Annotated in this window: 33 protein-coding genes and 1 pseudogene; 14 read left to right on the forward strand and 20 right to left on the reverse strand. The window is 24.7% G+C overall.

Annotation, left to right across the window (positions count from 1 at the left end; translation table 4 throughout):
* Positions 1–150: 150 nt before the first annotated feature.
* A complete protein-coding gene (locus SCITRI_RS06205) occupies positions 151–1,482 on the reverse strand; it encodes a DEAD/DEAH box helicase (RefSeq protein WP_071937643.1) in 1,332 nt (443 codons plus the stop codon).
* 243 nt (positions 1,483–1,725) lie between these two features.
* Positions 1,726–1,884, reverse strand: coding sequence for an IS3 family transposase (locus SCITRI_RS06210; protein WP_084566895.1), 159 nt, complete (start codon positions 1,882–1,884; stop codon positions 1,726–1,728).
* Positions 1,885–2,229: 345 nt separating this feature from the next.
* Between SCITRI_RS06210 and SCITRI_RS06215 the strand changes: the two genes are divergently transcribed.
* The 4 genes from SCITRI_RS06215 to SCITRI_RS12485 all read left to right on the forward strand — a co-directional run bounded on the left by SCITRI_RS06215 (position 2,230) and on the right by SCITRI_RS12485 (position 4,069).
* Positions 2,230–2,379, forward strand: a complete 150-nt coding sequence (locus SCITRI_RS06215) for a hypothetical protein (RefSeq protein WP_071937644.1) — start codon at positions 2,230–2,232, stop codon at positions 2,377–2,379.
* Entirely contained in the window at positions 2,379–2,540 is a 162-nt protein-coding gene (locus SCITRI_RS11555) for a hypothetical protein (RefSeq protein ID WP_237237857.1), read from the forward strand. The genes SCITRI_RS06215 and SCITRI_RS11555 overlap by 1 nt, the downstream gene beginning before the upstream one ends.
* 827 nt (positions 2,541–3,367) lie before the next feature.
* Positions 3,368–3,736, forward strand: coding sequence for a hypothetical protein (locus SCITRI_RS10770; RefSeq protein WP_197735358.1), 369 nt, complete (start codon positions 3,368–3,370; stop codon positions 3,734–3,736).
* A 108-nt stretch (positions 3,737–3,844) separates the two neighbouring features.
* Entirely contained in the window at positions 3,845–4,069 is a 225-nt protein-coding gene (locus tag SCITRI_RS12485; protein ID WP_374941399.1) for an integrase core domain-containing protein, read from the forward strand.
* A gap of 317 nt (positions 4,070–4,386) precedes the next feature.
* On the opposite strand, the gene SCITRI_RS06230 is transcribed toward SCITRI_RS12485, so the two are convergent.
* The 18 genes and pseudogenes from SCITRI_RS06230 to SCITRI_RS06295 form a co-directional block, all read right to left on the reverse strand.
* Entirely contained in the window at positions 4,387–4,758 is a 372-nt protein-coding gene (locus tag SCITRI_RS06230) for a hypothetical protein (RefSeq protein ID WP_071937645.1), read from the reverse strand.
* A gap of 103 nt (positions 4,759–4,861) precedes the next feature.
* Positions 4,862–5,884, reverse strand: coding sequence for a hypothetical protein (locus SCITRI_RS06235; RefSeq protein ID WP_071937646.1), 1,023 nt, complete (start codon positions 5,882–5,884; stop codon positions 4,862–4,864).
* A gap of 51 nt (positions 5,885–5,935) precedes the next feature.
* Positions 5,936–6,070 (reverse strand): hypothetical protein, encoded by a 135-nt coding sequence (locus SCITRI_RS12180; protein WP_257785669.1) that lies wholly within the window; start codon positions 6,068–6,070, stop codon positions 5,936–5,938.
* A 53-nt stretch (positions 6,071–6,123) separates the two neighbouring features.
* Complete coding sequence (locus tag SCITRI_RS11560; RefSeq protein ID WP_237237858.1) at positions 6,124–6,432, reverse strand: hypothetical protein; 309 nt, start codon at positions 6,430–6,432, stop codon at positions 6,124–6,126.
* Between the two features lie 900 nt (positions 6,433–7,332).
* Positions 7,333–7,845 carry a hypothetical protein gene (locus SCITRI_RS11565; protein ID WP_237237859.1) on the reverse strand — a complete coding sequence of 171 codons (513 nt, stop codon included), beginning with the start codon at positions 7,843–7,845 and terminating at the stop codon, positions 7,333–7,335.
* Between the two features lie 119 nt (positions 7,846–7,964).
* Positions 7,965–8,168 (reverse strand): hypothetical protein, encoded by a 204-nt coding sequence (locus SCITRI_RS11570; RefSeq protein ID WP_237237860.1) that lies wholly within the window; start codon positions 8,166–8,168, stop codon positions 7,965–7,967.
* A 27-nt stretch (positions 8,169–8,195) separates the two neighbouring features.
* Positions 8,196–8,492, reverse strand: a complete 297-nt coding sequence (locus tag SCITRI_RS11575; RefSeq protein WP_237237861.1) for a hypothetical protein — start codon at positions 8,490–8,492, stop codon at positions 8,196–8,198.
* 1 nt (position 8,493) lies between these two features.
* The gene (locus SCITRI_RS11580; RefSeq protein WP_237237862.1) at positions 8,494–8,616 is read right to left on the reverse strand and encodes a lipoprotein; all 123 of its coding nucleotides are present in this window, start codon (positions 8,614–8,616) and stop codon (positions 8,494–8,496) included.
* 189 nt (positions 8,617–8,805) lie between these two features.
* Complete coding sequence (locus SCITRI_RS06250; protein WP_147077460.1) at positions 8,806–9,219, reverse strand: SDR family NAD(P)-dependent oxidoreductase; 414 nt, start codon at positions 9,217–9,219, stop codon at positions 8,806–8,808.
* A 253-nt stretch (positions 9,220–9,472) separates the two neighbouring features.
* Positions 9,473–9,739, reverse strand: a complete 267-nt coding sequence (gene rpsO, locus SCITRI_RS06255; RefSeq protein ID WP_071937647.1) for a 30S ribosomal protein S15 — start codon at positions 9,737–9,739, stop codon at positions 9,473–9,475.
* Positions 9,740–9,835: 96 nt separating this feature from the next.
* Entirely contained in the window at positions 9,836–10,723 is an 888-nt protein-coding gene (gene ribF / locus SCITRI_RS06260; RefSeq protein WP_071937648.1) for a riboflavin biosynthesis protein RibF, read from the reverse strand.
* Positions 10,723–11,634, reverse strand: coding sequence for a tRNA pseudouridine(55) synthase TruB (truB, locus tag SCITRI_RS06265; protein WP_071937649.1), 912 nt, complete (start codon positions 11,632–11,634; stop codon positions 10,723–10,725). The genes ribF and truB overlap by 1 nt, the downstream gene beginning before the upstream one ends.
* A gap of 518 nt (positions 11,635–12,152) precedes the next feature.
* Positions 12,153–13,405 (reverse strand): annotated as a pseudogene (locus SCITRI_RS06270) (ISNCY family transposase).
* Between the two features lie 297 nt (positions 13,406–13,702).
* The gene (locus tag SCITRI_RS06275; protein WP_071937651.1) at positions 13,703–14,467 is read right to left on the reverse strand and encodes a type III pantothenate kinase; all 765 of its coding nucleotides are present in this window, start codon (positions 14,465–14,467) and stop codon (positions 13,703–13,705) included.
* On the reverse strand, positions 14,467–15,633 hold the full coding sequence (gene coaBC, locus SCITRI_RS06280) for a bifunctional phosphopantothenoylcysteine decarboxylase/phosphopantothenate--cysteine ligase CoaBC (RefSeq protein WP_071937652.1): 1,167 nt from the start codon (positions 15,631–15,633) through the stop codon (positions 14,467–14,469). The genes SCITRI_RS06275 and coaBC overlap by 1 nt, the downstream gene beginning before the upstream one ends.
* Positions 15,634–15,702: 69 nt before the next feature.
* A complete protein-coding gene (locus tag SCITRI_RS06285) occupies positions 15,703–16,197 on the reverse strand; it encodes a hypothetical protein (protein ID WP_237237863.1) in 495 nt (164 codons plus the stop codon).
* Between the two features lie 125 nt (positions 16,198–16,322).
* Entirely contained in the window at positions 16,323–17,666 is a 1,344-nt protein-coding gene (locus tag SCITRI_RS06290) for a hypothetical protein (RefSeq protein ID WP_071937654.1), read from the reverse strand.
* A gap of 43 nt (positions 17,667–17,709) precedes the next feature.
* A complete protein-coding gene (locus tag SCITRI_RS06295; RefSeq protein WP_071937655.1) occupies positions 17,710–19,317 on the reverse strand; it encodes a formate--tetrahydrofolate ligase in 1,608 nt (535 codons plus the stop codon).
* Positions 19,318–19,485: 168 nt separating this feature from the next.
* Here SCITRI_RS06295 and SCITRI_RS06300 point away from each other — a divergent pair, with 168 nt between their 5' ends.
* The 10 genes from SCITRI_RS06300 to SCITRI_RS06330 all read left to right on the forward strand — a co-directional run bounded on the left by SCITRI_RS06300 (position 19,486) and on the right by SCITRI_RS06330 (position 24,712).
* Positions 19,486–20,346, forward strand: coding sequence for a bifunctional 5,10-methylenetetrahydrofolate dehydrogenase/5,10-methenyltetrahydrofolate cyclohydrolase (locus SCITRI_RS06300; RefSeq protein WP_071937656.1), 861 nt, complete (start codon positions 19,486–19,488; stop codon positions 20,344–20,346).
* 770 nt (positions 20,347–21,116) lie between these two features.
* Complete coding sequence (locus SCITRI_RS12185; RefSeq protein WP_257785670.1) at positions 21,117–21,239, forward strand: hypothetical protein; 123 nt, start codon at positions 21,117–21,119, stop codon at positions 21,237–21,239.
* 9 nt (positions 21,240–21,248) lie between these two features.
* On the forward strand, positions 21,249–21,434 hold the full coding sequence (locus tag SCITRI_RS12490; RefSeq protein WP_374941400.1) for a pentapeptide repeat-containing protein: 186 nt from the start codon (positions 21,249–21,251) through the stop codon (positions 21,432–21,434).
* Positions 21,434–21,664 carry a hypothetical protein gene (locus tag SCITRI_RS06310; protein ID WP_071937657.1) on the forward strand — a complete coding sequence of 77 codons (231 nt, stop codon included), beginning with the start codon at positions 21,434–21,436 and terminating at the stop codon, positions 21,662–21,664. Before SCITRI_RS12490 ends, SCITRI_RS06310 begins: the two co-directional genes overlap by 1 nt.
* A complete protein-coding gene (locus SCITRI_RS06315) occupies positions 21,655–21,900 on the forward strand; it encodes a hypothetical protein (RefSeq protein WP_071937658.1) in 246 nt (81 codons plus the stop codon). The genes SCITRI_RS06310 and SCITRI_RS06315 overlap by 10 nt, the downstream gene beginning before the upstream one ends.
* A gap of 7 nt (positions 21,901–21,907) precedes the next feature.
* Positions 21,908–22,048: a hypothetical protein gene (locus SCITRI_RS10570; protein ID WP_167693721.1), complete on the forward strand. Its 141-nt coding sequence runs from the start codon at positions 21,908–21,910 to the stop codon at positions 22,046–22,048.
* Positions 22,036–22,251, forward strand: coding sequence for a hypothetical protein (locus SCITRI_RS06320; protein ID WP_071937659.1), 216 nt, complete (start codon positions 22,036–22,038; stop codon positions 22,249–22,251). Before SCITRI_RS10570 ends, SCITRI_RS06320 begins: the two co-directional genes overlap by 13 nt.
* Entirely contained in the window at positions 22,244–22,696 is a 453-nt protein-coding gene (locus SCITRI_RS06325; RefSeq protein ID WP_071937660.1) for a hypothetical protein, read from the forward strand. Before SCITRI_RS06320 ends, SCITRI_RS06325 begins: the two co-directional genes overlap by 8 nt.
* A gap of 386 nt (positions 22,697–23,082) precedes the next feature.
* Positions 23,083–23,229, forward strand: a complete 147-nt coding sequence (locus SCITRI_RS10185; RefSeq protein WP_155522135.1) for a hypothetical protein — start codon at positions 23,083–23,085, stop codon at positions 23,227–23,229.
* A gap of 328 nt (positions 23,230–23,557) precedes the next feature.
* A complete protein-coding gene (locus SCITRI_RS06330) occupies positions 23,558–24,712 on the forward strand; it encodes a hypothetical protein (protein ID WP_071937661.1) in 1,155 nt (384 codons plus the stop codon).
* Positions 24,713–24,880 lie beyond the last annotated feature (168 nt).

The following is a 24,880-nucleotide window of genomic DNA, read 5'->3' on the forward strand; positions in this document are numbered from 1 at the left end:
TCTATAACATTTATTTTAAATTAGCAATAGAATTTAAATTTATCATATTAGTGAATAATTTAAGTTATTGTTTTATATAAAACAATAATAAAAAACAACTTATAGAGAAGTTGTTTTATTATTTTTACTTTTTGCAAAAATTAAGCAAGTTTAAATTCTATTAAAAGTAAAATTAGATTTATCAAATTTTTGCTTTTTTTGCTTTCATTTTTTATTACCTTGAGTATTAAATTTCTTTTTTGCATTTTGGTTCTTTTTATTATCTAAATATGAATCCTCATATTTAAAACTATTGTTTTTTTTGTTAAAAGCTGATTTTTTATGATTAGTGCTAAAATTTTTTCTTTCTTGAGGTTTTTGTTTTAAATCATATGTTGTAATATCTAATAACTCAATCTTTTTCTTTTGATATGCACCTAAATGCTGAATTTCTCTTAAATCATTACGATTTGAAACAATTGATATCGCTACACCAGTAGCACCAGCACGTGCTGTTCTACCAATTCGATGAATATAACTTTCTCGTTCTGTTGGAATATCATAATTAATAACATAATCAATATTATCAATATCAATTCCTCGTGCTGCAACATCAGTGGCAACCATAACTCGTACTTTACCATCACGAAATAAACGCATTGCCTGTCCTCGTTCATAACGACTTTTATCACCATTAATGATGCAACAAGGAATACCATTATTTGTTAACATTTCAGCAATTTTATTAGTAAAAACTTTTGTATTTGAAAATATAATGCTTCGTTTTGGTTGCAAATGTTTATATAATGCTATTAAAACATCTTCCTTATGATAAGATATTGCGTTAACATAATGCTGGCTAATATTATTTTGTTCAATAACATTTTTTGTAACAACAATTTCAACGGGATTAGTTTGATAGTTATTAGCAATTTCTAATACTTGTTTTGGCATTGTTGCGGAAAATAATAATGTTTGATATTTATTAGGAGCATTTTGAAATACTTTATCAAGGTCAGTTTTAAATCCCATTTTTAACATTTCATCAGCTTCATCTAAAACAATTGTTTTAATTTTATCTAATCGCAATGTTTTACGATTAATATGATCAGCAATTCGCCCCGGAGTTCCCACAATAATATTGCTTTTTCGTAAAGCATAAATTTGACGTTGAATATGTGAACCACCACAAATTAAGGTTGCATTTACTCCTTCTAAATAAGTTGCAAATTTTCGAACCTGTTCAATTATTTGACTTGCTAATTCATGGGTTGGACATAAAATAATCGCTTGTGGTTGTTTTAAGTGTGTATTTAAGTTTTGCAAAATTGGCACAATAAAAGCTACGGTTTTACCAGTACCCGTATGACTTTTACCAATAATATCTTGACTATTAAGAGCAACTGGGATAGCTTTTTCTTGGATTTCAGTTAGGTTAGTATAACCCATTTTAGCAATCATTCGCTGTAATGCTGGGTATAAATTTAATGTATTAAAATTCATTTAGTCTCCTTTAAAATTTAGTATAAATAGTTTAGTTGTTTTTTTAACATTACAGCTGTTGAATTTACATATTAATATTATTTTAGATAACAGAATAAATTAAAGTTTAACAACTTACTAAGTATACCTTAAAAAAATAAGAAAATAAAGGATTTTTCTTAGAAATTAGAATGAATTCTATTAAAAATAAATAAAAAAAGCAATAAAATGAATTAGTCAAGAAAAGTAGACTAATGAAAATGACTAAAGGTTTAGGTTCCTGTATTCAACAGGACTTAGACCTTTTAATTTTGATTGTGGTCTAAAATTATTATAAAAATAAATATACTTAGGTAAAATACTTATAATTCATTTTGTAGTTCTCTTTTTTCTTGAAATTTGATTTAAAAATTCACTTTTCATTGTACCAAATCATGATTGTAGAAACCACGCACATTTTGTATTTTTGGTTTTTACAGTTTTGGAAAGTAAATTTTTTTAATATTTTTAATTAAGGAGTTGAAATTATGCAAACAAAGCAATATTTTATTTTGCAGTCGCTAATGAAAAAGTATGGTAAAGATAATGTTATTAATACTGTTAATAAGATTGCAAAAGATATTGAAATTAAAAAGTAAAAGAATAAATTATTCCGCGTAATTTATTAGCGGATAATTTATTCAATAGTGTTTTTAATGGAGCGAAGCGACAACGAGCGGAGCGAGTTTGCAAATTTCAATTTTTTAGTTTTTAGAGAGGAGATGTAATATGTCAACTTGATTAACGACAATATTTAGTGTTGTTATTATATTAGGGATTTTTGCTTGAATTGTTTTATCAATTTATCAAAAAATTAAACAAATTCGAGGAAAGAAAAAAGAAAAAAAAGAAATTGAAAGAAAGGAGAGTAATAAATAATGCTAGGTATGTATTTAACAACAGCGTTTAATTTTTTAACAGCACCTACACCTAAAACTATGACTGAGGATATGACTGGTATTTGAACGGGTTTATCTAGTGCATTATGAAAAGTTAAAGAAGGTATAACAAATATTTTACCTGAGATAATGGTTTTTTAGGTGAAGCGTGAATTATATTAATTCCATTTGCTATATTTTGTATTATTAAAATCTTAAACTTTTTCCGTGTTATGGTTAAAGGATTTTAATATTTAATATAACTGATCATATATTTTAGCTATGGCACACTAGCTTTTATGTGAATTGAATAAATAATTTTGTTGTTTATTTTTACACTATACACTGTTTACAAATTTATTTTTTAATAAACTTTATTATTATCGTTATGTTATTGACAGCAAAAAGAAATTTTTATTAGAAACTATTGAATTAATTAAAAATAATAAAGATGGTATTGAAAATCAAGAATTAGAATATAATATTGGTTGTCATGTTGAAGGTGGTGTTTCACATTATATTAAGGCTGTTAAGGGGCGTGCTGCAAAAATATATTGTAAAGAAACATTTAATAATATGTTAATTGCTTCAATGTTAAGACTTAATAGCAGAATTAATGAAGTTAAAATTAATAAAAATAAAGAAAAAATTGAATTTAATATTTTTAAATTAAATCAATCTCAAAATCAATTTTTATCTTTATAAATAAAAAACTTTTTAAAATTAGTAATAACTTTAAAAAGTACTTTTTAGTGTGTCAAAATTCATAATTTTTAAAAAAGTTGAATTTTTTATAAATTTTGTTATCATTTATTCATAAGCGAGATATAATTTGTTTCTAATTACTTAATTTTATTAAAAACCTCAAAATAATATATACTACCACAATTCCTAATAATATTAATTATCAATATAGTAATGATGTTCGTCAAAATATTTGTGATTTATATTTTGAATATTGTAATAAGCGTGCTGGTGGTGTTTTATCTTTGTTTTATAATTTAAAAAAAGGAATTCACGGAGAAGAATTAAAAAATAAAGCACCAAAAAATTTGAAAACATTTTTTCGTTGACTTAAAAAAGATGAAAGATGATTAAAAATAAAAAATAAAATTAAAGAAATTAAAAAACAACACCCAAGATATGAAGTTAAAGAAATAGGTTTATTACAGATGGATGCTAAATATTTTGTACCAAGTAAATTTCCAGTTGATAAAAAGTATTATGTTTATGATTTTATTGATGAAAAAACAAAATTAGCATTAGGATATGTTTATGATAAATTAAGTATTAATAATGCTATTGCTGCTATTAAAAAAGCAATTAGTGATTTTAAAATATATTTGGTGTTAAAATAACACGAATTAGAACTGATAACGGTTCTGAATTTATTAATAATTATCGGAATAATCAAAAAAAATACTATTAAAGAAACTAATTTTACTCAATTTTTAAAAGATAAAAATATTTTTCATCAGACAACACCGGTTCGTTCTCCACAGTCAAATGGTAAGATTGAAAGATTTAATCAAAATTATACTAAATTATTTGTATTTGAAGAAAAAATATTAAATGTAGTTAGTTTACAGAATAAATTAAATAATTATTATTATTTTTATAATTTTGAAAGAGTACATAAGTCTTTAAATTTTCAGACACTATTTAATTTTTTGAATAGTTTAATTAAATAATTGGCATGATAATTATTAAATTTTTGTATTTAAACTAATTTTTAGTTTGTTTAATTTTATATTTTTTATTTATTTTATGATATTTTTTATTATAAATAAATATTTTTATTATTTTTGTTATTTTCTTGTAATCTTTAAAGTGTCTGTGGTATAATGCATTTTAAAGATAAATTATAGATTTTATTAATTATTAAAGTTAACATTTTATAACCATAAATTTTATTAAATTTCAAAAATGATATTTTAATTAATTTAGCTAATTTTGAATCTCACTTATTAAATTTTTGCATACCGTTGTTAAATCACTTATAATATCCTTATTTAGAAATATTTAAAATATGAGTTAAATATTTAATCGTGTATTTTTTCTTCAAGGACCAAAACGCTCAAAATTTCATTTTCTTCGATTTGGTTAAATACTTTTTTATATCTTGTATCATTTCTATATATTTAATTAGTTCCTCTTTACTCATACTATTAAAATCAATAGTTTTAGGTCGCCCTAGTCTGCGAATCCCCTTTGACTGAGGACCCTTTCCAGGAATTAAATTATCTTCATTTGTGATTTTAATTCATCTGCTTAAAGTTTCCTTTGCAATAGTAAATTTTTTTATTGTATTCATATACCCATTTTTATGATAATATTTAATAATTTTTATTTTTTCTTCTTTTGTGTATCATTTTCCCATAATAAAAGAACATCTCCTAATAAAATATTACACTCTTTTTAAGAGTTTACTTTATTATAGATGTTCAAAAATTGCTTTTTTTATTTATTTTTTGATAAAACTCTTAAAATGGTCACCAATTTGTTAAAAAATGAGTTGTTGATGATGCTACACCTTTTGTTGTATTAGCAACTGAATTAGCAAAATTTTTCACTTCATCAGAATGATTATAAGCATAATAGCCAATTGCTCCAACGGCTGCTGTTCCTAGTACTATTCATGCCGATCCTGGTACAATTCCAAATAAAGCACATACTAAACCATTAGTAAATTCACCTATCACTTTTCCTAATATTCGTGGTGTTTTTTTTAACCCTTTATAAGCTAAAACTGCTCCTTTTTTAATTCCTATCTTAAGATTTTTACTTTCTTCTTTGACAAGGGCTTTAACAGCTTTTCCTGCAGTTTTCATCCCTTGAAAAGTATTTTTACCTATTTTCTCAATATTTTTACCTTGGCCTTTCATAATTGTTCTTAAATGTTTACCTTCTTCTTTCAAAAATGTTTCAGCAGTATTACCAATATTTTTTATACTCTGGAATCCACGCTTAATCACTTTTTTTACTTTATTAGTTTTTCTTGTAAAAAAGTTTTTAATCCCATTGTTTGATTTTGCTATATCTTTAATACCAGTTTCTGATATTTTTTCAACTTTACTTAGGCCTGTTTCAATATCTTTAGGAGGGATAATTTTTTTACCAAGACTTTTTTCTATTGCAACATTTTTGTTTACAACAATTTTTCTACCAATTTTTCTACCGAAATCTTTAGCATCTTTTTTAACTTCTTTATATGCTTTTTTAGTGAAATTCTTAATTTTTTTAAATATTTTAAAACCAGAATTAGATTTAACCTTAACTGGTTTATTAGTTAATGTTAACGTTGGTTGAGCTTTTGAATTTAATAACGAGTAAACATTTGATGGTGCTAATTCCTTATTTGATATATCGCCAATAATATCTCTCATAATAAATTCTTGTTCTACAGTTCGATTTGAATAATTTAAATCAGGAGTTTTCATTAATGTTCCGCTTAAACTACTGCTACTAAGTCCTAATGCCCCAAAAATAACTATTATTTTTTTCATATTGATTTATCCTTTCTTATATAAAATTATCTTGTACTAAAAATTGTTATATTAAAAAAATAGTCAGTTTTTTAAATAATCTGTTGTTGTTGAAATATAATGTTTAACATCATTAACAGCTTTATTTGAAAAAGTTTTAACATCATCTCAATGTGTATAAGTATAATATCCACCATATATTGCCAAAGCAATGGCTACCGTTACTCCTATCGTTGTAGCTGCTGTCCCTAATGAACTAGTTAGAAGACCACTTTCAACTGTTTTTCTGTAATGCCACCCTCAACTGTTTCTACAATAGTATCTTCGCTATCATCTTCACCCATTATTGCATTAAAAATTTCTTGGAAATCATCCATTAAACCGCTTGATGATTCTTTAAGTTCTTCTAACAACTTGCTTGAATTAATCAGTGAACTATCCATATTATCAAGTTCATTTTTCATATTATCAACCGTAGTTGGATTTATATTTGTACTAAATGTATTAATTGCAGGTATTACACTGCCAATAGTTCCTAACGTTCCTAAAATAATTGTTGTGACTTTCATTTGCTTTATATCCTTTCTTAAAAAATTATTTTTAAAAGTTTGAAATATTATTTAAGCCCAATAACAAAGGAAGTGATACTTTTTTGTTAGTAAATTTAATTTTATTTCATTACTAATTTATAATTTTATTTTGTAATAACTTAGTAATAAAACTAAGATGGTTTTAATACCGCAATTGCTAAAAATTTACTTACCTACTGAATTAGCAACAAAAATGATTAAGAGATAATCTAATTACACAAATGTTAAAAACTTAAATGACTTTCTTTTAATTCATGTTAAAACTATTTGTTCTAACATTTAAATTAACTTTTAATAATTTTTAAAATATCATATGTTCTTAATTAACATTTTATTAGTGCTAACTAATTATTATATTATTTTGTTTACTTAAAAATTCTTTTTCATAGTTTTGGAAAAATAGATAATATAAAAGATATTACTAACTAGTAATAATTAATAGATTTAAAAAATATTTTTTTCATAGTTTTATCTTCTTTTTTAAATATTTAAAAATAATATTTTTTTAAATCAGAAAGTAAAATTATATGTTATATTCAGAATAAGAAAATTTGAAAATACCAAATAATAAACTTCTAACTATCGTTAAACTTTTAGTTAATTACCTGATTCTTTTAACTATATTATTTAATAAACAAAATTTATAATATTATTTTGATAATTGATATACCCATCTTTTTGATAAAATTTTGGTAAAATAAATTTTTATAACAATACAACTGCTTAGTCTATTTATAACTTTTTTTAAGAAAAAAAACAAGAACATTTTTAAAAAAAACATAATGTAATAAAAACTACAATTGCAATAATTCATATTTATTACAAATAAAAAAACAATAAAGTAAACTTTATTGTTCTTAACTTATCATAATTAATATCTTATGATGGTGGGTAAACATAGTCTTCTGGTTTAAACGAAATTCGATATTTATCAATTGGCCAAGGTGTATAATAAATATTGTTTGTTGTTTGGTTAACACCAAAACGGAATTTAAGTTCATCATATCACCCATAATGTCAAGTAAATGCACGGTCTTTACCAATGTCAACATTAAATTTGTTATGTGCTGTCACTCAGAACTTCCCAATATCAGGTAAAATTTTGATTTCAGGTTGTTCCTTAAATTCTCTTAAATAATTGATTCAAATTGTTTGAAGCGATAAAGCAGAATTTTTTGCAAATTGGTTATTTAATTTTTCTAATTTTTTAATTGGTAAGAAAATAACACCTCCGGTATGAACACGAATATCTCACATAATTTGAAAATATTTATAAAATGCAGCAATAATTCGTCCAAAGTTTTCAATCTTTTTAATCATCCCTGCTCGTGTTATTCCGACATTAATATAAATTGGTTTATTGTCATTTAATGCAATACCTGATAAAGGCATTCCCGCTACTAAAATTTTTGATAAATTAACTTTAAACTGTCCTAATTGTAATTTTTCACCCGTAGAAGCAGTTAAAATATTTAATTTTTCACCATAAAATTCTAAGAAATTTTCGGGTGTTAACTTGTCTGGCGCATAACCAGTATTAACTTAAGCACATATTTTTTATCATATGGTAAAACTGGCGTCACACCGTTTGTATCTGGATTGAATTTAATAAAATTAAGATTTTTTTCACTAGCATAAGTGATATTTTCACCAAGCTCTCCCAATGTCTTGTCATCTTTTAAACCTTTTTCTAATCGCTTTTTGAACAATGGCATCTAACATACTATGATCATACCCATAATTTAAATCAAAATTATCATAAATACTTTTGAAATTTTCATGTTTATCAACTTTTCATTAAAAAATTTAATAATTGAATTTGATATTTGTTCTACTACTGCTTTTAAAATTTTTTGCATTTTATCAATATCATTAGTAATAGTATATTGAATTAAAAATGGTACAACTGTTTCTAATTTTTTAAATTTAATGCTAACATCAAATTTAAAGTTTAAACGAACTGCTTTTAAACCTTCTGGATTAATATATGCCAGTTTACCTAATTTTTCAACATCAATAAAATTTAAAATAACTTTCACACTATCTGGTTCAATATTCAATGGAAAGTTGATTATTGTTTCAAGCATTTTTACAACTAATAACAGAACTAACACTAACAACACTAAAATTTGCAACCCCTAACATTGCTAATAGTTTTTTCATAGTTTTTTAAACCTTTCCTTTTTTTAAAATAGATATATTTCAAATATTTTATATATACTTTGAATATCCTACATATTCGAAATATCTTTTATGTTATTAAAAAAGGATAATAATTATTTTAAAGTATTTCTTTTTTAGTTCGAAAGAATTTCTAATTTATGGTGTGAATTAACACATATATAAGAAATTTTAATCTTTAGTTTGAATTAAATATTTATAATTTAATGAATATTTTTGTGGAATAATACGAAATAATCGTTTTAAGAAATGGACCGCTTGAATATTTAAATTAATAATTTTTAATTCATCTGCTAGAGGAATTGTTTCAAAAAGACCTTTTTTCCCAAAACCAGCATTATTAATAAATAAAACAATATGATACTGTTTTATTTCTTCAAAGAAAGCATAACAATTTTCAGAAATAGACAAATCATATGATAAAACAATAATTGTTTGTTCAGGAAATTGTTGTTGTAATTCTTTTGCTCATTCTGTATGGCGAGATACTCCAATAATATGATAACCTTGCTTTAATAATCACTGACAATAACCATATCCAATCCCTGATGATGCTCCTGTTACTACAGCAAATTCTTTTTCCATTATATATCATTCCTTTCATTTCCTTAATTTTAATATTAAATAAAATAATATTTTTTAAAATGTAAATTAAATGCAAAATGTAAATTAAATGCAAAATGTAAATTAAATGCACAGTAACAAATTTATTAACTCAATAATAACATAAAATAGTAATTGTTATAATTATTTTTAGAATTAACTATCAAAAATAAGTTGATTTATTTTATTCCACGTCATATTAAACTTTACAAAAAAAGGTTAAAAAATTTAAACCTTATTTTCTAATTCCCAATGTTTCAATGATTGCTTTATATTCATTAAAATTAGTCTTAATTAAATATGCAAGCAAGTGTTTTCTTTGCGCTACTTTTTGCAATAAACTTCTTCTTGAAACAATATCTTTTCGATGTATTTTCAAGTGTTCTGTCAAATTATTAATATTTTCTGTTAAAATTGCAATTTGAACTTTTGTTGAACCAGTATTTTTGGCATTTTGACCAAACTTTGTAACTAATTCTGCTTTTTTTTCTTTTGAAACCATTACTATCTTCTCCCTTCATTTAGTGGCTTATTATGTTAAAACAAAGAATTTAAGAAAGGGTTATCTTAAATCAACGAAATAACAACCTTATTAATATTATGCTTTTTTAGCAAAAAAAGCAAGGGTATTAACGAAATCTTGATTTAAAAGAGTGACCAATTCTGTTAAATTATTAATTTTAATATTTTCTCGAAGGTATTTTTTAAAATAAACAATGATTTCCTGCCCATATAAATCTAAATTAACATTTAGTAAATATATTTCAACAACTTCTTTCCCTTCAAATAACCGATAAGATGTCATTGAGGGATAAAATTTTCCTTGTGCTAATGTTTCTGTTATATAGACACCATGGGGCAAAATTACTTTTTGTGGCAAATAAATATTTGCCGTTGGAAAATTAATTGTTCATCCTAATTGTTTTCCTGGTTTTACTTCACCACGTAGATTATAATCTTCATATAATAATTTATTAGCGGATGATAAATCATATTGTAATAAAAAATTGCGAATTGTTGTTGAGGAAAACAAATTATCTTGGCGAGTAATTAAATAAACATTTTCTTGACCAAAAAAAGCAATAATATCATTAAAATCTCCTTCACGATTTTTTCCAAACCGAAAATCAGATCCAATGACAATTTTTGTAACATTAAATTGTTTTTTTAAAATTGTTAAAAATTGTTTTGGCGATAAATTTATAAATGCAGTAGTAATAGGCACTTCTAAATAATAATCAAATCCTAATTTTTCAACAATTTGTTGTTTTGAATGATTATCTACTAGTTTTGTATTTACTTGTTGTAAAAAATCACTAACACTTTGCGACATAGTAAAAAATAATGTTGCAAGGTTATGCTGTTTTTTAATTTCCATTAAACGTGTAATTAATTTTAAATGACCTTGATGAAACCCATCAAATAAACCTAAACAAGCAACTTTTGCTTCCTTATAACTTGGCTTATTTCATACTAAAGTTTTCATTAATAATGATCGCCCTTCTCTCTATCATCTTGTTTTTTAGGCTCAATATGTGATCATAATCCACGTTGACAAGCATATACGTGTTTTCCAATATGTTTATAAATTGCTAAAACATTTTTATTTTTATCAATAATAAAAATAATTGGGTCAGTATGTTTAATAATAACAATGGGTTTTCCTTGTCGAATTTCTTCATCATGATGATAAAGTAATAATTGTTGGTTATTAGTAAATAAAGCATCATACATCGATATTAACTCATTAAAATTTACTGTTTCAGGGCTAATTGCTTTAGATAACAAAAAATTCCCTGATTGCGTGCGGCATAAAGCTGTAACAGTAGCAATAGTATTTAATTTTGCCGCAATATCAGTCACTAAACTTCTAATATATGTGCCCTTAGTACATAACACGCTAAATTTAATTGTATGATTATGAGCATCGTATTTTTTTAATTTAATCGCCTTAATTGTAACAGTTCTTGGTTTAATTTTTACTTCTTTATCTTGGCGAGCATATTCGTAAAGTTTTTTACCATTAACTTTAATAGCAGAATATTTGGGCGGATATTGTTCATACATAAATCCATTAAATTCATTAAAAATTTTTTTTAATACCTTCTTCTGAATCTTAAATGGAGCCGTTTTATTAAGAACATTCCCAGTAATATCACCAGTATCTGTTTCAATAAATAAGCGCATTTCAACATCATAGGCTTTATCTGCTGTTAACAAATATTCACTCATTTTAGTAGCATTATTTATTAAAACAACTAACAATCCTGTTGCTAATGGGTCTAATGTTCCTGCGTGACCAATTTTATTAATCTCTAATTTTTGTTTAATTTCTTGAATAACTTGATTACTTGTTTTTCCTGTTGGTTTATTGATTAAAAAAATACCATCATGCATAATAACCACCCCGACTTTCTGAAATATTATATCATTTTTTACTATATTAACATTGATTAAAAAAGTACCTCTATTTTTGCCGTATTTTTTACAAAATTAATTGATTATTAAGAAAATATAGTTTACAATATTTGTGTATGAAAAATAAGTATTGTTACATTTATATCTTTCTTAAATTATTCTAGCCTTTCCTTTTGTGCTAAAATTTGTATTTTGTGGCAATATTTAAATCTAAAATAGTCTTAAAGTTTGTTTTTCATACGTTTTTAAAAATTAATTGAAGTTTCTTATAGGCTGTTCATTTTTCTTCAATTAATTTTTTTTATTTTGTAAATTATAAATACAAGTGTAATAAATCTATTAATTTATGAAACCATAAAATAAAATAATGTTTTCTTGCCATTAACAAATCAACTCAGAAAGGAGTTGATTTGTTGCACTTCATATTACAATTTACATTTCTTAAAACAAAAAAATAATTTTAAAATCTGTCAATATCTAGCTAAAATTTCGTAAATTTATTTAATTGATAATTGTTTCATAGTATATCTTTCAGTTCATGGATGATTTGATTTGGGTTTATGAGCTTTAGATTTTGGTAATGTTTTTTCTGTATTTTTAACTGTTGGAATATATTCTAATAGATTATAAATTTTGTTTTCATACTTAAGATACAATGTTTTATCAAATGCATTAATTATTGTAACATTTGTTTTTGAATTAAAAACTTTTAGTTTTTTATTATCATAAGCTAAGTACTTTTTATTTGCATAACTAATTGATGATCCATTATCTGTTCTTCTTGTTGAAGTTATTGATAAAAGTAAATTAATTTTGTCACTTTCTGGTGCATCAACGAAAAAAGAATTGTTATAATCAATGGGAAGAGCAAAGTGTTTATTGAATTTAGGCAGAAATTCTTTTAAGAACTTATTTGCTTCTTCAAGAGTAGTTACTTTTGCAAGACCTAATTCATTTTTTAGACGATCTTGTGAAGTGCCTCATAACCGTTCAATTCAACCTTTTGCTTGAGGAATTGAAGTAGTTATGATTTCGACACTTAATTCATTACAGCATATGCTGAATTGAGTAAAGGTGTCTTTTTCTTCGTTTTTACTATTATTTTTTTGATAAGTAAAAAATGTTCGCTTATCTGTATAAAATGTCATAGGAATACCATAGTTTTTTAAAATTTGATATAAAACATTATAATAACCATTTAAGGTTTCTTGATAATCAAAATATAATCCAACAACTGTATTTGTTGCATCATCAATAACACCATGTAAAAATATTTTAGGATGATTTATTCCTAGTCATAAATGTTCACTAGCATCAGCTTGTAATAATTCCCCAAAATATTTGCGGCGTTCTCTTAAAGGATGTGATTTATCTTTTTTTCTTAATTTCTGTTTTCTAGGAGATTTTATTTGATTTAGAGACATTAAGTTGTACAAAACTGAATAAGAAGTTTTTATTTTTTCATTTTCAAGTAATTTTTCTTTAAAATGTATAAAATTAAAATCAATATATTTAGTTTTGTAAAGATTAAGAATATTTTCACAAATTTCTGGTTTTGTTTTGTTATATGCTGTTCTACCACGTGAATGATGGGCAAAGGAAGTCATATTTTGTGTATCATAAATTTTCATTAATTGTTCAATTCTACGAATAGACAAATCTAAAATTTTAGCAGCACGTTTTTTTGTTATTTCATTATTTAATAACTTTTCCAATAGTTTTATATTTATGTTTTTCTGTCATTGTTAATTTTCTTTCCATAGTTATCACCAAATTAATAATATAAATAATTGCGAAATTTTTGCTAGATAACTATTACGAAATTATCACAAGATAAGGGCAAAAATACTTTTAAAATTTTGCAATTTCAAAAATGTCTTAAGTAGACAAATAAGTAAATCAAAATAAGAAAATTGGACATGTTATGTAATCTTTATTTTTAATAAAATAAAGCAACGAACAAAATAAATGCATTAAATACCTAAATGGCCTTTAAAATTAATAAAATATCTCAAAAAATTAAAAAATATGACTGAAGTCCTATTTTTTATATTAATTTATTATCTTGTAAAATGGTAACTAACCCTTTAAAAAGTAAATCTTTATCATAATGGTAATTAACTAATTTTTTAATGTAAGTAGCATTACCTCCCGTTAAAATTACTTGTGGGTTTATTACTTCAGTTGCGAGTTGATTAACAAAAGCAATAATTGCTAATAAATGACCATTAACTAATCCAATATTGATTGCTTGCTTAGTATTTTTTCCTAAAATAGCATTGTCATAAGAAAAATCAAATTTTTGTAATAATTGTGCTCGTTCAAATAAGGCTTCTGCTGCTGTTTCTAAACCTGGCATAATAATTGTTCCTAAGAGGGTGTCTTGTTTTAATAATGAAATTGTTGTTGCCGTCCCCATATTAACTAAAATAACATCTTGTTTAGGGAATAAAGCTAATGTTGCATATGAACCAACAATTAAATCAGCACCAAGATTACGAGGATTAGGAATCTCTGTTTTTATTCGATCAGTGGCCAAATTTTTTTTAACTTGATAAAAAGGAATTTTTAAATCGACAGCCAACTGATAAAATAAATCATCTCACATTGGTCGAACTGAAGATAAAACTAATAATGTAAGATCTGTTAGAACTAATTTTATTGTACTTAAACCAGTTATTATTTTTTGTCGAAAATTTTTTTCAGCAACTAATTCGCGACTAGCCATTGTTAAAAAAACAATAATCTTTTTTTGAGGATTAAAAATTGCAAATTTAATTGCTGTATTACCAATATCAACTAATAATTTCATTATTGTGTTTTCTCCTTTATTAATTCACTAATTGCTGCTAAAATTTCTTTTGCAATAATAATTTTGTTTTGACTAGGAATTTGTTGATGTCCTTTTTTTGTTAATAAAATGATTTCATTTTGGTCAGCACCCATAGCATTAATTTGATTAATAATAATTAAATCTAAATTTTTTTCAATTAATTTTTGTTGCGCATAATCTAAATCAAAATCATTTTGGGCACTAAAACCAACTAAAATTTGTTGCTGTTTTAACTTACCTAATTCAGATAAAACATCAATATTAGCAAGTAATGATACAGCAAGTTGTGGATTTTTTCGTTTACTAATTTTTCCTTTCATAGGAACCGCAACTTGATAATCATTTAAAGCAGCACATGCAATAATAATATCTTGTTCTTTATATGCTTTTAACATTGCTGCTAACATTTCTTCGTTTGTAGTTGCTTTAACATGCTCATAATAAATTGGAAAATCACAATCACCAACAATTGTTGTTAATGAGCAGTTTGTTCATCTTAATACAGTATGCAATGCATCTCCCATTTTGCCACTAGAATTATTTGTGACATAACGAATATCATCTAAATATGTTTTTGTTCGACCAAAATTAAGCATAACTTTTTTATCTTTTCACAAGTTTTTTCAATCTAAAAATTGCTTTATTTCCATTAAAACATCTTCTCATTCTCAAGCACGGCCAATACCAACCATATTGCAAGCAAGCATTCCCGAACGAGGCTCATAAACTTGATTCCCATCCGCTATTAATTGTGCTAAATTACGTAAATTAGCTGGTGATAAATACATCTTACTATTCATTGCAGGAAAAATCATTTTATAACTTTGAGTAACACTATATACTAAACTTGCTAAAATATTTGTAAAACCATGAGCAATTTGAGCAATAAAGTTTTGTGTTGCTGGATAAACAACAAATAAATCAGCTTGCTCAGCAATTGTAATATGTTCTGATAAGTCTTTTTTATCATAATATTGTTTCATAAAAATTTCAGTTTTTGCTGTTGCTGGTTGATCCTTTAAAAATTTTAAAGCATCTTGTGTTAACAGTAATTCAACATCATATTCTTTTTTCAATGCTTCATATAAATGAAGTCCCTTATATGCAGCAATGCTTCCTGTAATAACTAAAATAATTTTTGCCATCTTAACACCTCACTCATCTTTATAATTATATAATTAAAAATCGATATATTTATGTTAATATATCGATTTTTAATTATTACCCTGTTGTTTTCTTTGTAAAAAAACAGCTTGCATTCTTCGTTGCGATTCGGCAATAATTCCTTCCACTAATTCTTGTCAATGTTGTTGCTCTAAATAACGGCAATAAAAGCTACGAATAATATTTAATCGTTCACCATAACGTTCTTGGGCAAAATATTTTACCTTTTTTAAGATTGAGATATAGGCATATTGTAAATCTAATGGTTTTTGATAAATTTTTCGATAAACCTGTGCATATTCTTTAATTAACTCCGTTGCCTTATATTCTAAGGCTTTTGTTCATTCAGTAATCATTCGTTTCAAAATTTCATCTTTTTGTGTTGAATTATACTTTGAACTTTTCATAACATAATACAATTTTATTTCTAATGCTAAGACAGGATTATTATGTGATATAATTTTTTCATTATTCACAATCATTGATAATTCACGAATAACATTATCATAAAATTGGCTAGAATTGTTCCCTACTAAAGTTGACACTTTTTCACCCCACATAATAAATAGTTTTTATCAAGTACCTTTCTCATAGTAATATTATACAGTATATTTATCATTTTTAATTAAAAACTTAACTAGGAAACATTCTAATACATAGTTTTTATCTTTTAATTATCATTGCCAATAATATAATCATAATTTTTTAAGTTATCAACAGAAGCCATAATAGCTTGCAACCGCATATAATAATTTGATGATGAAATAATTGGATATTTTTTATCAAAATAAACTTTAATATATGTTAACTTTTTACGATAAGTTGTTAATCATTTATGCGCAATTAAATTTAGTTCTTCCATAATTTCTCGTTGATTAACACTTATTGCATCTTTCCGCTTTGCCGGATCTAGTTTTTTAAATAAACTTGTTGCTTTTTGTTTAAAATTAATTGCATAGTCAATAAATCCAACTACTCCTAAAATTTTAACTGGTGTAACATAAATTCCTAAATCATGGTTACGACAATAATTATACTGAATTCGCGAAAAGTTAGTATTTTTAAACTCTGATTGAACATAATTTAAATCATTAAATTCTTTAATATTATAAATTTTAAAATCAACATAATAATCATATGGTGTTAAAAAACAATTATTGGTATATCAACTGTATCGTGAGATTGATTCAAAAATTTCTTCTTCAATAAATTCAAATTCACGAAAATAATATGTTTCTGTTTTTCAAAAACGTTCTAAAATATAAAAAATTAACTCTTCACCATCAATATTATTTAAAAATCAATTTTTTTGAAAATTAATATTACGGTACTTCATTAAATCTTGTTTTTCAATTCGTTTGCCTGCATCAATTTTTTGCAAATAATTATCATATCTTTTTGTAAAATATTCATAAAATCATCGCAAGGTTAAAGTATATAGAATATAATAATATGGAAAATCAGTTTTAAGAACATACTTAATTAATTTTATTAATGTTCGTAATAAGTTATTAGAAATCTTATTAGCTTTATTAAAACCTTGGACAACTTGAATAACATTATCATTTTTTTCAATTCCATTGCGCCAAAAAATATATGTTAATTCTCCTTCCGAATTTTTTTTGTAACAAAAAGGAATAATTCGCACAATAAAATTAATTTCATCGTTCACTTGATATTCTAAATAACCATCATTTTGACTATCTTTAATAATTGTTCCTTTGCTAATATTTTTTCGCATTTCATTTAAAACTACTTGGAACATTTGTTCACGTAAGCCTGTTTTATTTTTAGGATGATATTTAATAACTGCTAATTCTAGTTCTAACTTATCATATTTTGTTAATGTTTTAAAACCATATTCACCAAGTGCAGTTGTTTGATAACCTAATTTTTGAAAACTATTTTTATAAATTTTAAAAATTTCCTGCATTTTTTTTCGAATATTAGTTGCTAAATTAAGTTGTTTACTAACAATACTATTTAATTCTAAAAACTTTGCTTTTTTCTGCATTAAGTTCTCCCCTATTTTCTACTTAAAAACATTATAACAAAAATTACTTAATATTTATAATCTCATCATTAGCCACTTCAATACTAGCAGCATTAGGAATTTTATTTAAACCAGGCATCGTAATAATATCTGCTAAATAAGCAATAAAATATTCCGCTCCTGAATTAATTTTTAAGTCACGAATAATAATTTGGTCATCATAAGGATTTTTATTGCCAAAAATTGTTTGATGATTTTTAGCCATGCAAACTGGTCAATGCTTATATTTTGGATTTTGTTGATAAAAATTAATTTTTGTTTGAGCCAATGGACTAAAAACAATTTTTGTTGTTTGATAAATTTTTGTACAAATTATTTTAATTTTTTCAGTAAGCGATGTTGTTGTTGGATTAAATAATAATTGATATTGTTGTGGTTTTTCAATTTCTTTAATAATAGTTTTAACTAAAGTTGGATCATCTTTAATTCCTAAATGATAAGTATTATTAATTCCAAACGGAATTTTCTGTTCTTTTAATCATTCAGTTACCATAGCAATTTCTTCAAGAGTATCAGTTGCAAATTGATTTAAACAAACAACAAAATTTAAGTGATAATTTTGAATAATTTTAATATGATGTTGCAAATGCGTCAATCCTTTTTTTAAAGTAACAAGGTCAGCTGTTGCTAATGTTGTTTCAACAGCACCACCATGTAATTTTAATGCTCTAATCGTTGCTACTAACACTGTACAATCTGGTGTATATTCCTCGTTTAAATTAATAATATCATTAAATTTTTCAAATCCTAAGTCACTTCCGAATCCAACTTCGCTAACAACAAAATCACTTAATTTTAATGCTAAATTTGTTGCAATTAAAGAATTTGTCCCATGAGAAATATTTGCAAATGGACCACAATGTACTAATAATGGTGTTCCATGTTTTGTTTGTGCTAAATTTGGTAATAAAGCATTTTTTAACAAAGCTAATAATGAACCAGTAATTTTTAATTCGTGGAGATAAACTGGTTCATTATTAAAATTATAAGCAACTATTGCTTGATCTAAACGACGACGTAAATCACTAAAATCTTTACTTAAACCTAAAATTGCCATAATTTCACTAGCAGCAGTAATTTGGAAATGTTCTAAACGATGTAATTTATCACTAATTTTTATTTCAATATTTCGTAAAGCACGATCATTGACATCCAAACAACGTTGTCAAACAATTTGCTTAGGATCAATTTGCAGCGGATTGCCTCAATAAAGCAGGTTATCAATCATAGAACTAACCATATTATTTGCTGTTGTAATGGCATGAAAATCACCAGTATAATGTAAATTAATTTCATTTTCTGGTTCCATAATACATTCTCCGCCGCCGGTTGCTGAACCTTTTAATCCAAACACTGGTCCTAACGATGGTTCTCGTAATGCTAAAGTTGTTTGATATCCTAAATGATTTAACATATCAGCAATGCCAATTGAACAAGTTGTTTTTCCCTCTCCTGCTTTTGTTGGATTAATTGCTGTTACTAAAATAAACTTTGCTTTTTTAGGTAAATTAATAAAATTAAAAGCTTTTACTTTTGCCATATAATCACCATATTTAATTAAATCATCATCTTTTAAATTAATTTTTGTTCCAATTGTTATAATTTTTTCCATTTTCTTCTACTCCTTTTAATTAATAATGTCCTATTTTTGGGGAGTGTCAATAATTTTTAAACACGATGCTATTTTAAAAAAGCTAAGATTTTGTATTTAATTATTTAACTCTTTCAGATACAATAATTTATATACAGGTATTTTAGCATAGAAAAGAGCAAAAATTTAATGGATAAAACAAAAATAATTGATGGAAAAATGGTTAGTGAATTAATTAAAGCAAAAATAACTGAACAAATTTTAAAAATTAAAGCAAAAAAGCAACGAGTACCGGCCTTAACAATTATTCAAATTGGTAATAATAAAGCAAGTACTACTTATATTAAAAATAAAAAAATTGCTTGTGAAAAAGTTGGTGTTACTTGCAAAGTTTTAAATTATCCAGATATTATTACTGAATCAGCTTTAATAAAAATTATTAATGACTTAAATAATAATTCTAAAATCGATGCAATTCTTGTTCAACTTCCGTTGCCAAGTCATATTAATAGTGAAAAAGTTATTAACACAATAATAACCAAAAAAGATGTTGATGGCTTTACTCCAAAAATATTAGGCAATTTAATGCTTGGGCATTATAACTTATTACCAAGTACTCCAAAAGGAATCATAGCACTTTTAAAACACTATCAAATTCAATTAGCTGGACAGCATGTTGTAATTATTGGTCGTAGTAACATTGTTGGTAAACCACTTGCTAATCTTTTAATAAATGCCTCAGCAACTGTTACAGTTTGCCATTCACAAACAAAAAATTTATCTGATTTTACAAACCAAGCTGATATTTTAATTTCTGCTGTGGGAAAAGCTAAATTTGTTACAGCAGAAATGATTAAAGAAAATGTTATTGTGATTGATGTTGGAATTAATCGTGATGAAGATAATAACTTATGTGGTGACATTGATTTTCATAATGTTTTCTCAAAAGTAAAAATGATTACCCCTGTTCCTGGCGGAGTTGGACCAATGACAATTGCCGCATTATTAGAAAATATCTTATATTTTTATCAATTGAATCAAAAAATATAAAAAATGTTTCTTTTAAATTTTATATCACTAAAAACCGTTAAAAAGATTTTAAAAAAATTCATAATATTTTTGGTAGTAAGAAAAAAGCATAGGTTTTATAAAAAAAATAAATAAAGTAATTAAATACAAATTAAAGTAATCGCTTATCAGAGCGATTTTTTTAATTGCATTATTCATCAGATAGTACCTTTAAAATTGTTGAATTATTTTTTCTAATTCAACAATTCTACTAGATAAATTTGTATTATCTATAATTAATTGATTTTTTATTTTATTAGTTATTTCAATTAAAAATTAACCTATTTTCTCCATCAATTAGTTAATTTTTATAATTTCCTTTCTGTGATTTATTATATTTTTTTGGTTTAACAACTAATAATATTTTTTTTAATAAAGGTACTATCTGATGAATAATGCAATACTAAAACTTAATATTTTGATGCTTAAAGATGGATAACTCATCTATGGCACGAAGCCTTAAAGAAAGTGTGAAAGCGATTGGATTTAACCATATTTATTTCTTTAATTCTCGGCGGGGTTAGTCGCCCGCGAAATGTCAGAGCGTGTTTTTTGGCTTGTTTCATAAAAAGAGTGCTGTTAAACCGAAAAAAACGATATAGGACACTAAAAAACAAGAGGGAGGAGCTCCAAAAGGTTATTTTCTTTATATAAAGTTGTGTAGGGATGGGTGAAGCGTAATTAATAACTGGGTAAATTATTTTTTGTTTATTTCCGTAGGGTGTAAACTCTATCAAAATATTAACTAATAAATGAATATTATTTTTTTTTTACAGAAAGGAAAAAATAAAATGAAAACATTACAAGATTTAATTAAAGATTTAACAGATATTACTGTTGAAGAACAAAAAATAAATGATTATTTACAATATTAAAAATTAGATTTAGAAGATGCTGATTTACGAGATGCTAAATTACAAGGTACTGATTTATCTTTTGTTGATTTACAAGGTACTTATTTACGTTGGGCTAATTTATCTTTTGCTAATTTATGAGATGCTAAATTACAAGATGTTGAAATAACACGACAACAATTAGACCAATTAACTGTTATTGAGGAGGAATTATAATGGGAAAAAGAAAGTATTGTGAAGATTGTCAAGAAGACGGATTAAATATTCCTTATGATTGTTATTATTGGTCTTTTTCAGATGAAAGATATACACAAAAAGAAATTGATTTTATTGTTAGCGAATGTTCTGCTAGAGAATTAAGACAAAATTTTAAAGCTAAATTGCATTATGTATGGCTAGTTGCTTTATTTCATATTGCTAGTGAGGAAGAAAAACAATGAATATAACAGAATTAATAAAATTTGACAAACTAAAAGAAGAAAATGAATTACTTAAAAATGAAATTACTGAATTAAAACAACAAATATTATATAAAGAAGATTTTTATTTTCAATTATTTTGTATAAATTGTGAAAAAGTTGACGAATGTATATTATCAAATTGTTCAAAAAATACTTTAAGAAAAAATTATGTTTTATCTGATAGTTCTAAATATGACAAATTACCTAGTAAGGAGGATTAATTAAATAATGAAAAAGTTAAATAAAAAAATTATCAACAAAATAAATGAATTAATGCTTAGAAGTTATCCAGTTTCAAAAGATGATACTACAGATGAACATTGAGCATTAGGCAAACAAAATTTGGAGGAAATAATATGCGTTTTGTAATGTGTTATAAAAATAAAGATATTTGAAGACCGGAAAAAGATGATAACAATGATTTTATAAATGAAGAAATATTAAGTAATAGTAAAACAGAATTAAAATTAGCGAGGTTAAAATGTAATTTAAAAATAATTGATAAATGATATTATTTTGTTGAAAAATATAAAACAAAACAAATAGAACCAATTTTAGATAAAAATGATTAAATATATTATTGCAATTGACCCTGCTGGAATTGGACAAACTGGTATTATTATTTATAATTTTTTGAAAAAGAAAATAATTAATAATATTACTTTTAATTCTAATTATGAAGAAGAAGCAATAAATAATATGTATTTAATATTAAATGATTTTAAAAATAAAATTTGTTCTTATTTAAGTAAAGTTATTATAATAATTGAAGATTACCAACTTCATGAAGGTTTAAAAATAAAAAATCCTTTATCTACTACTAAATTTATTGGTGGTTTAAAAGTTTTATGCAAATATTTATTTAATTTAAATTATGTTTTACAATCGCCAGTTGTTAAGAAAAATTATATTTATACTGGAAATATTAAAATGACAGAGCATGAATTAGATGCTTGGAAACATTTGCAATATTTTTTAGTAAAAGGAGTTAATAAAAATGGCACAATCAAAAAGTAATTTATCTAAAAAATCAATAACTAATAAAACTAAAATAAAAAAGTTAATAAGTTAGAATTAACTGTTAAATTACATGAAAATCCTATTAAAACTAAAATTAAAGCACTTGTTGCTGGTGGTGTTGAAATTGATGCATGCTCGGCTAAATGTCAATGAGACGGATTAAATTATTCAACATTATCAATATATAACCAATCTATTTTAAATGAGTTTTTAAAATTAAAAAATACGATGAGATAAAAATTAAAGGCTCAGTATTTAATCAGTTAAATATAAAAACTAAAAGCTATTTTTTATCTTTTAGAGTAGAAAGTTTTGAAATTATACAAAAAGCAATTAGAAAAAGAGCAAATGCAAATATTAAAAAATAGGAGGAAAAAAATAAAATGGCATTAAAAAATGTAAAATATGTTCTTATCAATGAAGAAAACGAACCAATTATTAATGAAGATGGTAGTTTAGATATTAAAACTGCTGAAATTATTTTAGAAAATAATGCTGAAGTTGAAGAATTTAATGCAAGTAATTTATAAAATAGTAATCAACAAATCAATGAATTACAAACAAAAAATAATGAATTAACTTCACAAGTTGAAGAACAAACACTGCAATTAAAACAAATTTAAGTAATTGACTTTATTAATTCTTTAACTGATAATGAAGAATTTAAAAATGTTTTATTAAAATCTTATGATATTAATGATGATATTGAAATCATCAAAACACAATTGCAAAGTGTTTATGATGAATTAATTAAGGTACAAACAGTTAAGCTGGTGGAGTATCAAAAACAGAAGAAAAACAAAACAATATTTTAGATACAGACAGTGTATTTAATAAATAGAAAGAAGGTATAAAATTATGGCACAAAATCCACAAAGAATTTTTGGAGATATTGTTAATCAAGCAACAGTTAATGATAAAGAAACATTTGAACAATGATATTTACAAACTTATCAACAAAAGTTAAGTTGAGAAGCATTATTTGCTTGAAAAGATGCAAACAAATTTGGCTATCAATATAAAATAAAGAAAAATATTAAATATAAACAAGGTTTAGGAAAAGATGGTCAAGCATTTAATACAGATGATAATTTATTAAAATATTCAACCGTAGAGTTTGAGGATGCAACCGTTGTATTAGATACAATTTTAACTTTTGCTCGTAAATTAGACCCCATAGAAAGTGATTTTAACCCTAATCTTTGGGCTGCTGATATTGAACAAGCAATGGATACTGAAGTTGCTTATAAACACAATAAAATTTTAGAAATTACTAATAATGGAGACGTTACAACTATTCAAGGAACAAAAGCCTATGATACAACAGCTTTACAAATTCACGATGAAATTATGGATAAAATTTATGAAAATGGATTTACCCCATCAGAAACAGTTGTTTTAGGTTTTGCTGATTTTATTCGTGGAATTCGTAATAAATTACAATTACAACTTGGAACAAATGACCAAATTAATAGTGTAATTGAAACAAGTGGAGCAATGAAAACTGTTGAAGGAACAACATACTATATGGTTCCTAAAAAATTACCAATTATTAATGAAGATGGTTCAGAAAGAACAATTACTTTATTACCAAATGGTATTAATGCAATTGCCTTTAAATTTAGCAAAAAATATGACCCATTAATTTGACGAAAAAAAGACCATATCCCATTAAGGGTTGATGCAGCAGCCTTAGGTACTGGAATGGGTAATACTTTAATAATGGAAAGAGTTTTATATTTAGGTGGAGCAGTAGTTGAAGCAAAAGGAATTATTAAACACTCTTATTTAATACCTTTATCAACAGTTATTACAGTACCTAATTTAGGTAAAATTACAATGTCTGGTGATACCCCACCAACAACAGCAGAATTAGAAACTGCTATTAAAGTAAAAAATACTAATTATCAAACTGGGGATGCAACATTTTCTAATATCACATCTACTGGCACATTAGCAACTGGAAATCAAAATAAATATAGTGGAACAGTTTCTTTAATTTATTCAAAGTAAGTAGCGCCATAGATATCCACGATAAAATTAAAAATGTTGATAATTTAACAGATGATAAAATAATTAAAGGAATTATCGTACCACAAAAAGTAGCAAGTGAAGATTTAAGACCACTTTTAAATGATAAAGTTTTAAAAGCAGTTAAAGCGGTTGATACAAGTTTAACAA

It is taken from the genome of Spiroplasma citri, from assembly GCF_001886855.1.
GTDB classification, from domain to species: domain Bacteria; phylum Bacillota_I; class Bacilli_A; order Mycoplasmatales; family Mycoplasmataceae; genus Spiroplasma; species Spiroplasma citri.